This window comes from Nostocoides japonicum T1-X7 (assembly GCF_001046855.1).
Lineage (GTDB): Bacteria > Actinomycetota > Actinomycetes > Actinomycetales > Dermatophilaceae > Nostocoides > Nostocoides japonicum.
On sequence record NZ_HF570958.1, the window covers coordinates 3626010 to 3635788 of the forward strand.

Annotated in this window: 10 protein-coding genes; 9 read left to right on the top strand and 1 reads right to left on the bottom strand. The window is 72.2% G+C overall.

Features of this window, described 5'->3' with window-relative positions; all coding sequences use genetic code 11:
* Positions 1 to 73: 73 nt before the first annotated feature.
* Positions 74 to 916, top strand: a complete 843-nt coding sequence (locus tag BN12_RS16400; RefSeq protein ID WP_407667824.1) for an HpcH/HpaI aldolase/citrate lyase family protein — start codon at positions 74 to 76, stop codon at positions 914 to 916.
* Positions 917 to 1097: 181 nt separating this feature from the next.
* Entirely contained in the window at positions 1098 to 2036 is a 939-nt protein-coding gene (locus tag BN12_RS26235; protein WP_235432436.1) for a L,D-transpeptidase family protein, read from the top strand.
* 19 nt (positions 2037 to 2055) lie between these two features.
* Here the strand turns inward: BN12_RS26235 and BN12_RS16410 are convergent, their stop codons facing one another.
* Positions 2056 to 2913 (bottom strand): serine protein kinase RIO, encoded by an 858-nt coding sequence (locus BN12_RS16410; protein WP_048554140.1) that lies wholly within the window; start codon positions 2911 to 2913, stop codon positions 2056 to 2058.
* Positions 2914 to 3270: 357 nt separating this feature from the next.
* Between BN12_RS16410 and BN12_RS16415 the strand changes: the two genes are divergently transcribed.
* The 7 genes from BN12_RS16415 to BN12_RS16450 form a co-directional block, all read left to right on the top strand.
* Positions 3271 to 3792, top strand: coding sequence for a PH domain-containing protein (locus tag BN12_RS16415; RefSeq protein WP_048554143.1), 522 nt, complete (start codon positions 3271 to 3273; stop codon positions 3790 to 3792).
* Between the two features lie 76 nt (positions 3793 to 3868).
* Entirely contained in the window at positions 3869 to 4270 is a 402-nt protein-coding gene (locus tag BN12_RS16420; protein WP_048556509.1) for a hypothetical protein, read from the top strand.
* Between the two features lie 120 nt (positions 4271 to 4390).
* The gene (locus tag BN12_RS16425) at positions 4391 to 5587 is read left to right on the top strand and encodes an acyl-CoA dehydrogenase family protein (RefSeq protein WP_048554145.1); all 1197 of its coding nucleotides are present in this window, start codon (positions 4391 to 4393) and stop codon (positions 5585 to 5587) included.
* Between the two features lie 408 nt (positions 5588 to 5995).
* Positions 5996 to 6670, top strand: a complete 675-nt coding sequence (locus BN12_RS16435; RefSeq protein WP_048554149.1) for a hypothetical protein — start codon at positions 5996 to 5998, stop codon at positions 6668 to 6670.
* Between the two features lie 75 nt (positions 6671 to 6745).
* The gene (locus BN12_RS16440) at positions 6746 to 7366 is read left to right on the top strand and encodes a general stress protein (protein ID WP_048554151.1); all 621 of its coding nucleotides are present in this window, start codon (positions 6746 to 6748) and stop codon (positions 7364 to 7366) included.
* Positions 7367 to 7474: 108 nt separating this feature from the next.
* Complete coding sequence (locus BN12_RS16445; RefSeq protein WP_235432437.1) at positions 7475 to 9565, top strand: alkaline phosphatase family protein; 2091 nt, start codon at positions 7475 to 7477, stop codon at positions 9563 to 9565.
* Positions 9566 to 9571: 6 nt separating this feature from the next.
* On the top strand, positions 9572 to 9779 hold a 208-nt coding region (locus BN12_RS16450; protein WP_048554155.1), incomplete at its 3' end, for an MBL fold metallo-hydrolase.

Here is a 9779-nt window from a genome sequence, read left to right on the forward strand (position 1 = left end):
CGGCCGGCACGGCCCGGCGGGGCGAGTGATGGCCGGGTCTGCGGCATACGTGCCCCGCCGCTCGGTGCTCTACATGCCCGGCTCCAACGCCCGGGCCCTGGAGAAGGCGCGGAGCCTTCCGGTCGACGGGCTCATCCTCGACCTCGAGGACGCCGTCGGTCCCGGCGACAAGGTGTCGGCGCGCGACGCGGCATGCGAGGCGGTCCGGTCGGGAGCGTACGGGCGCCGCGAGGTGACGATCCGGGTCAACGGCGTCGGGACGCAGTGGCACGAGGCCGATCTCGCGGCCGCGGCGGCCGCCGGACCGCACGGCGTCGTCGTCCCCAAGGTCGGGTCGGCGGACGAGGTCCGGTCCCTCGTCGCCGCTCTGGAGGCCGCCGGGGCACCCGCCCACACCCGGCTGTGGGCCATGGTCGAGACCCCTGAGGCGGTCCTCGGAGTCGCCTCGCTCGCGGCCGCGTCGCCCCGCCTCGCCGTCCTCGTGCTCGGGACGAACGACCTCGTCAAGGAGCTCCGAGCGCGCCATGTGCCGGGTCGCGCGCCCATCCTCGCGGCCCTGTCGGCGGTCGTGCTCGCGGCCCGGGCCGCCGGCGTGGCCGTCCTCGACGGCGTCTACAACGACATCCGGGATGTCGAGGGGTTCGCCGCCGAATGCGCCCAGGGCCGGGACCTCGGGTTCGACGGCAAGACGCTCATCCATCCCGGACAGGTCGAGATGTGCAACGCGACCTTCTCCCCGAGCGAGGCCGAGGTCGCCGAGGCACGCGAGGTCGTCGAGGCCTGGGCCTGGGAGGCAGGCGCAGGCCGCGGCGTCGTCACGGTGCGGGGCCGGATGGTCGAGAACCTCCACGTCGACATGGCCCGCGAAGTCCTCGCCACGGATGCCGCGGTCCGAGCGCTCGCCGCCGACGGCTGAGAGGTCGCCGGCCCGAGCCCGGCCGCGAGGGGCCGGGCATACCGGTCTTGCCGCGGGCACGGCATACCGGAGGGCCGTCCGGCGTTTCCCCAACCGATCCGGCGTCCCGGACGTCACCATGACTGAGGGATCCGGCGCAGGGCACGCGCGGACGAGGACGGAAGAGGACACCATGGTGGGTATGCGACGCGGAGGAGCGACCGCGCTGGGCACCGCCGCGCTGGCGGCGGCCCTGCTCCTGGGCGGATGCGGCGGGGTGAGCATCGGCCGCTCGAGCCAGAGCACCGCCGCCGAAGGCTCGAGCACGATGACGCCGTCGTCCTCGACGACGAGCAGCACGACCTCCTCGGCCACGACGACCGCCCCGCCGTCGACGACGAAGCCGCCGTCGACCGCCAAGCCGACGACGGCGAAACCGTCGACGACCAGCCCGTCCCCGTCGACGACCACGTCGTCCGCGACGCCGTCGAAGAGACCGACGCCGACGCCGCCCAAGCCGACACCGAAGCCGACGCCGACGGCGGGGGACACGCTGCGGCCCGGCATGTCGGGGGCATACGTCAAGAGCGTCCAGCAGCAGCTGTCGAGCCTCGGCTACTGGCTCGGGACGCCCGACGGCAGCTACGGCGGCCTGACGACGCAGGCCGTCATGGCTCTGCAGAAGGCTGCCGGCCTGGGGCGGGACGGCATCTTCGGACAGCAGACGCGCAAGGCGCTGCAGGCCGGTGTCCGGCCGTCGTCGAGGGCGGGCGGTGACGGCGTCGAGGTCGACAAGGGGAGGCAGCTGCTCCTCATCGTCCGCGGTGGCCGGGTGCAGACGATCCTCAACACGAGCACGGGGAGCGGTCAGGAGTACATCTCCAGCTACGGCACCAAGGCCATCGCGACGACGCCGTCGGGCTCCTACCACGTCTACTACACCGTGAACGGGATGGACCACGGCAAGCTCGGCGACCTGTGGCGGCCCCGCTTCTTCAACGGCGGCATCGCCGTCCACGGTGCGAGCTACGTGCCCGGGTACCCCGCCTCGCACGGCTGCGCGCGCGTGAGCAACCCGGCGATCGACATGATCTGGGCGAACGACATCATGCCGATGGGCAGCCGGGTCACCGTCTACTGAGCCGGCCGTCCGGGACTCATCACGCGCCGGCGGCCCGGGCCGCCAGGTCCCCGAAGAGCGCGTGCCGATCGACGTCGAGCCCCCGTGCGGCGAACCACGAGCAGACGTTCGTCACGTCGCGCTCGAGGTAGTCGAAGCCGTTCGGGTTGCCGATGACGTCGACGATCTGCGGCCAGTCGATGATGACGAGGCGCTCGCCGTCGAGGAGGACGTTGTAGGCCGACAGGTCCCCGTGCGCCCAGCCGTTCTCCGCGAGGGTCTCCAGCGCGTCGACGAGCTGGTCCCACAGCTCCGCGAGGAGGTCGGGCTCCGGCCGCGCCTGCGCCAGCCTCGGCGCGGCGACGCCGTCGTGGCCGATGAACTCCATGAGCATCTCGGTGTCGGACAGCTGGACTGGGTACGGCACCGGGAGCTCGAGCTCCCAGAGCCGGCCGAGGGCACCGAACTCGGCGCCCGCCCACTGGACGGCGATGACCTCGCGCCCGAACTCCGTGCGCCGGGCCATCGCCCGCGTCTCGCGGGACCGTCGGACCCGTCGGCCCTCGAGGTAGCCGGCGTCGCGGTGGAACATCCGCCGCTCCGACGGTCGGTACCGCTTGGCGGCCATCGTCACGTCACGCGCCGGGTGGGTGGTGCCGTCGGGCACCCAACGGCGGACGAGATGGACGTCGGCCTCCTTGCCGGACTTGAGGATCCCGAGATCCTCGTCGACGGCGCCGAGGTTCGTCACGACCCAGTCGGGGCGGGGGACCGGCCCGTGGGTCGCTCCGTCCCATGTGGACCAGCGCTCACCCTCGGGTGGGGCGTCGGGATCGGTCGGTGCGTCAGGTTGGAGTGGTATCGAGTGGAGCAGGCGCTCGGAAGGGTTGTGGGACAACGGTTCTCTCCGCGGCAGAAGGGATGGTGGACCGGATGGCGCGGTCCAGGGCAGGCATCGACACGAGACGCTCCCTTCTGCTCGGGGGACGGGCCGGTATGCCGTCCGCTTGCCCTGCGATGGTGGCGCACCGCTCCCCGTGCGCGCCACCGGTTTTCCGCCTGCCCGGTGGGGACTCGGCAGGTGCGGGCTTTCCGTGGTTCGAACGCGCTGGCGACCACGACAACCCCGCACCTGCCGAGACAACCCCGCACGTGCCGAGACAACCCCGCACGTGCCGAGCTGATGCTGTCGAGAACGCCTCCGAGCGACATCTTCTCGGCACGTGCGGGAGCCGGGCTGGTTACCCTGTGCGGCATGGGTCTGTCGCGCAAGCTGCTCGGTGAGGACGAGCGGGTGGTCCTCCATATGCGGACCCACCCCAAGCAGCTCGTCGGGCCGGTTCTCGCCCTCGTCGTGATCCTCGCCCTCATGGTGGCCGCCCTCGTCTTCCTCCAGGGGCAGGAGGCGGTCATCAGCTGGGTCGTCGTCGCCGTCGCTCTCCTCGCGGTCGTCGTCGTCGTGCCCGTGCGGATCCTCCGCTGGGCGACGACGACCTACACGGTCACCGACCGCCGGATCATCACCCGCCGGGGACTGGTCAACCGGGTCGGCCACGACCTGCCACTCGTGCGGATCAACGACGTGAGCTACGACCGGTCCCTTCTCGACCGGGTCCTCGGCTGCGGGACGCTGCGTCTCACGACGGCGGCGGACGACCCGGTCATCCTCCACGACGTGCCCGACGTCGAGCGGGTCCATGTCGTCATCACCGAGCTCCTCTTCGGCGCGACGGGGCCCGGCTACGAGCCCCGGAGTGCCCGCGACGACGACGCGTGACTCCGGCACGGTGCCGTCCGGCGCCCGCACGGGCTCGGCCCCTTCCGGACGGCCCGGGCACGGCTACCGTGGTGTCATGAGCATCCCGGTGGACCTCGCAGAGCTGGCCGAGGCGGTCCTCGCGCACGACTACGCCTACCTCGTGACGATGACGGAGCGCGCCACGGCCCACGTCGTCGCCGTCGAGCCCGTCGTCGACGGCGAGGTCCTGCGCATCACGGGCCTCGGCCGCCGGAGCGTCGGCAACGCCGCGGCCCGCACCGACGTCACCCTCGTCTGGCCGCCGCGTGTCGTCGGAGGGCATTCCCTCATCGTCGACGGCCACGCCGTCACCGCGTCCGGGACGACCGTGCTCATCGCACCGAGCCGGGCCGTCCTCCACCGGCCCACGCCCCACGAGGAGCCGGTCGCCGCGCCGGAGCCCGGCGCGTGCGTCTCCGACTGCGTCGAGCTCTCGCTGACGCCCGGCCCCTCCTGAGCGGCTGCCGGCACCGGGAGCTCCGGGGAACGGGAGGATCGTCACACCGGGCCGCGGGGGAGACGCGACGATCGGCATACTGCGTGAGGTCCCGATCCCCCTGACGCGAGGTGGAAGCCCATGTCCCGACTGCAGACGACCGAGGGCTTGACGGAGGAGCAGTCCGAGCTGGTGAAGCTGGTCCGGGAGTTCGTCGACGAGCAGATCCTGCCGGTGGCGACGGAGTTGGAGCATCGCGACGAGTACCCCACGGCGATCGTGGAGGGGATGAAGCAGATGGGGATCTTCGGGTTGATGATCCCCGAGGAGTACGGCGGGCTGGGGGAGAGCCTGCTGACGTATGCGTTGTGCGTGGAGGAGATCGCGCGGGGATGGATGTCGGTGAGCGGGATCATCAATACCCACTTCATCGTCGCTTATCTCCTGCTGCAGCACGGGACGCAGGAGCAGAAGCAGCGGTACCTGCCGCGGATGGCGACTGGGGAGGTGCGTGGGGCGTTCTCGATGAGCGAGCCGGCCCTCGGGTCGGACGTGGCGGCGATCCGGACCAGAGCGGTCGAGGATGACGAGGGGTGGACGATCACCGGGCAGAAGATGTGGCTGACCAACGGGGGCAGCGCCAACCTCGTCGCGGTCCTCGTGCGGACCGAGCTGGGCGGGGACACGCCGTACCGGAACATGACGACCTTCCTGGTGGAGAAGGAGCCCGGCTTCGGGGAGACGGCGCAGGGGGTCACCGTGCCGGGCAAGATCGAGAAGATGGGCTACAAGGGCGTCGACACGACCGAGCTGATCTTCGACGGGCATCGCACGTCGACCGCTCAGCTCCTCGGCGGGGTGCCGGGCAAGGGCTTCTACCAGATGATGGACGGGGTCGAGGTGGGCCGCGTCAACGTGGCGGCGCGGGCGTGCGGCGTGTCGCTGCGGGCCTTCGAGCTCGGTATCGCCTACGCCCAGCAGCGGGAGACGTTCGGCAAGAAGATCGCCCAGCACCAGGGGATCCTGTTCCGGCTGGCCGACATGGCGACGAAGGTCGAGGCGAGTCATCAGCTGATGGTCAAGGCGGCGCGGCTGAAGGACGCGGGGCAGCGCAACGATCTGGAGGCCGGGATGGCCAAGTACCTCGCGGCGGAGAACTGCGCCGACGTGGTGGAGCAGTCCTTCCGGATCCACGGGGGGTACGGCTACTCCAAGGAGTACGAGATCGAGCGGCTCTACCGGGAGGCGCCCATGCTGCTCATCGGCGAGGGCACCGCGGAGATCCAGAAGATGATCATCGGCCGCCGCCTCCTGGAGGACTACCGACTCAAGGCCTGAACAGGGACACGGGCGGCGCGGCCGGTGGGCCGGGTGGATCGGGCCCGCGAAGCCATGCCGAGGGCTACGTTTGGGTCGTGGGCGAGACACCCGACGGCCACGGCGGGGCGGACGGCCGGGACTCCGGTCCGGCCGGCGAGCCGGTGGGCGCGGCGTCGCCGCCCCCACGCCGGGTGGCCTGGTACCGCACCGCGGGCGGCAAGGTCGCGACCGCCGCGGGTGGCGTCCTGCTCGCCGTCGTCACGACGGTCACCGTGACGCGGGTGAACGGCTGGGTCAACCCCCCCCCCACCCCCCCCACCCCCCACCCCCCCCACCACCCCGCCCAACCCGACGACGACATCTCCTGCCACGAGAGACTCGCCAGCTGTCACGACGCTCGTGCCCGCGGCGGGGTATGCGGGGCCTTTGGGTACGGGCTGGTCGATCGGCGGGACGCCGTCCCTGTTCCAGGGCAGCCCGCTCACACTCACGGCCTCGCTCGACCCCTCGAAGGCCTGCCAGGGACAACCGGGATGGGTGTTCGGTCAGCCCGCGCGCGAGCTCGCCCCGCTGCCGTACTCCGGGAACTCCGACGCGTGGGCCCTCGCGAACGGCGGCGTTCCGGCGTCGGGCAGCTACCTCGCCGTCGACGTCCAGAGCAGCCCCGGTCAGGCCGTCATCGTCGACGGCGTCGGAGTGACCGTCGTCCACCGGAGCACGCCGACCGGTCGTGTCTGGGCGCAGCTCGGCGGCGGCTGCGGCGGCCTCGTCCCGAGCTTCTTCTCCGCCGACCTCGACGCGGGCGGAGACGTCCGGGCCGTGGCCGGCCAGGACGCGAACGGCAGGACGGTCGTCCCGGTGCCCTTCCCGCATACGCTCGACGACACCGACCGCAGCGAGCAGTGGCGCATCGAGCTCGTCACGAAGGGTTGCGACTGCTCTGTCGTTCCGTACCTCGACTACACCGCCGACGGGCGCACCGGACGCATCGAGATCACCAACCGCGGTGGCCCCTGGCGGGTCACGCCGACGAAGGGCACCACTCCCGTGGCGCGTGATGCGCAGGACGGCGTCTGGACGGCCTACGGGAAGGCGCCGTGAGGAGCGCCGCGGCCCCACGGGACCTGAACCTCCCCGGCACAGCGGGACGACAGGGGATCCTGCGACAATGGAGGCATGAGCACCCAGCCGGGAACCCGCGGCCTCGGACCCAACGTGCGGTCCGCCCTCGCCCTCGAGTACCCCATGTCCGTGGGCGTCTACGACAAGTACCAGGACGCCCAGAAGGCCGTCGACTACCTGTCCGACCATGAGTTCCCCGTCCAGAACCTCATGATCGTCGGCACCGACCTCAAGCAGCTGGAGCGGGTGACCGGCCGCCTCACGCGGGGACGGGTCGCTGCCGGCGGAGCCCTGTCCGGTGCCTGGCTCGGCGGTTTCGTGGCCCTCATCTTCGCCTTCTTCGACAGCAACGCGACGCTCGTCTCGTTCGTGTCCACCGTCATCTTCGGTACCGTCTTCGGTCTCATCTGGGCGCTCATCGGCTATCGCCTCACGGGCGGGGCACGCGACTTCACGTCGGTGACGCAGGTCGTCGCGACGAAGTACGAGGTGCTCGCCGAGCACAAGGTCGTCGCCCGGGCCCGTGAGCTGCTCACCCAGATGGACCCGTATGCCGCGGCACAGCAGCAGATCCGCGAGGCGCAGGAGGCCGAGCGGGCGGCCGCGGCCCGCGCCGCGGAGCAGGACCAGGGCCAGGGCTCGATGGGGACCGACCCCGGCTCCACCCGCTCGTAGCGTCGACTCCGCCACGCCTGCGGGGGGCGCGTCGCGTCGGCCGGAATCTGGCGAGATCATCCGCCCGGGGCGAGTACCGGACACCGGTCAGACCCTAGAGTTCGTTCCGTGCCGAGGCGAGTGACCCGGGCCGGTTCGACGGCCATGAACGTCGGCGATGCCGTGTGGTCGGTCGTCACGACCGCCGTCGGGCTCGGGGTCGGCATCGCCGTCGTCGACGGGGTCACCAGCGAGAACATCTGGACGCTCCTGCTCTTCGCCGGCATCATCGCCTTCGGCGTCCAGTTCGTCGCTGCGCCGCTGCTCCGCGCGTTCGCGCGGTTCGGGAGCGCGGTCCTCGCGCTCCTCCTCGGCCTCGTCGGCCAGGTGGTCGTCGTCGCCCTCGCCCTGTGGCTGACCCCGGGCCTGCGGAGCCGGTCGGTAGGATCCGTCGTCGCCGTCATCGTCATCGCGTCCGTCGTCATGGCCGTCGGCCGCTGGCTCGTCGGGGCGGCCGACAGCTCCTACGTCGTCGGGAGCGCGATCCAGCGTGGTCGCCGGGCCGCCCGCCGCCGGGACGCCGCGGCCGGTGGCTCGCAGGCGCACCGCAAGGGCGTCCTCTACGTCATGCTCGACGGTGTCGCACCGGAGGTGCTCCGCCAGGCGATCGCCTCGGGGCAGGCTCCGACCCTCGCCGACTGGCTCCGCCACGGATCGCACGAGCTGACGCCGTGGTGGGTCCGGGTGCCGTGCACGACGCCCGCGAGCACCGCGGGACTCATGCACGGCGACGTCTCCGAGGTCGTGGCCTTCCGCTGGTGGGACCGCGAGCTGGGCCGCCTCGTCGTGACGAACCGGCCGTCCGACGCCCTCCTCGTGGAGGACCGTTTCGTCAAGGGCGGGGGTCTCCTGCGCGACGGCGGGGTGGCGATCAGCACGATGTTCACCGGCGAGGCGGACACCTCGCTGTGCGTCATGAGCCGGGCCGGGCGGATCCGCGGGGGCCTCGGGCCGGGCGAGGCATTCATCCCCTTCTTCTCCAGCCCGTTCCTCCTCCCGCGCGCCCTCGTCCTCACCGTCGGCGAGATGTTCAAGGAGCTGTACCAGCGCCGGCGCCAACGGATCCGCGGCGTCGTGCCCCGGGTCAAGCGGACCGGCGCCTACGTCCTGCTCCGGGGCGTGACGAACGTCCTGCTGCGCGACCTCAACCTCGCGCTCATCGCCGAGTACATGGCCAAGGACGCGCCGGCGATCTTCGTCGACTTCGTCGACTACGACGAGATCGCCCACCACGCGGGCCCGGAACGGCCGGAGTCCATGCGGGCCCTCGAGGGCCTGGACACCGTGCTGCGGCACCTCGACGAGGTGCGCGAAGCCGTCCACACCGACTACCGCATGGTCGTCGTGTCCGACCACGGCCAGAGCCTCGGCGCGACGTTCGAGCAGCTGGCGGGCGCCTCGCTCGCCGACCGGGTCGGCCGGCTCGTCGCCGTCGGCGGCAGCGAGACGGTGTCCGCGGACGCGGGCGAGGAGTACGGCCCGTTCAACGCGCTCATCTCCACCTTCCTGCGGACCGCCTCGGCGAAGGCATCGGGCAGCGTCCTCGGGCCGGACAAGCAGTCGTCGGTCCCGCGGGCCCCCGAGGACGCGGAGCTGCCCGAGCTCGCCGTCATCGCCTCGGGCAACCTCGGGATGGTGTGGTTCCCACGCATCCCGCCCCGGCCCGACCTGGGAGCGCTGACGAGCCGATGGCCCGACCTGCTGCCCGGGCTGCTCGCCACGCCGGGCGTCGGGCTCGTCATGGTCGCCGACGGCGACGGGGCCGCCGTGCTCGGCCAGGAGGGGATCCGCAGGGTCGGCGGGTCCCGGGACGGCGAGGTGACCGGGTCGGACCCGCTCGCGGCATACCCTCCGCAGGCGGCGGCCGACCTGCACCGGGTCGACGGGCTCACCCACTGCGGCGACCTCGTCCTCGTCTCGACGATCGGGCAGTTCGGGCAGGTCCACGCCTTCGAGGGGCTCGTCGGCAGCCACGGCGGCCTCGGCGGGGCCCAGAACCACGGCATCCTCATCCATCCCACCGACTTCACGCTCGACGAGGACCTCCTCGACCGGCCCGGCGGCGACCCCCTGCAGCCGCTCACCTTCGTCGGGTCGGACCGTGTCCACGAGCAGCTCGTCCGCTGGCGTCAGCGATGGGGTGCGGGCCCGTCCCGCTGACCGCCCGTGCGACTCACCTGGCTCGGCCACTCGACGGTCGTCATCGACATCGACGGCGTGCGGCTCGTGACCGACCCGCTCCTGCGCGCCCACGCCGGCCCGCTGCGGCGGCTCGGTCCGGCGCCGCGACCGGAGCAGTATGCCGGGACCGCCGCGGTCCTCCTCTCCCACCTGCACACCGACCACGCCGAGCCCGCCTCGCTGCGCCTCCTCG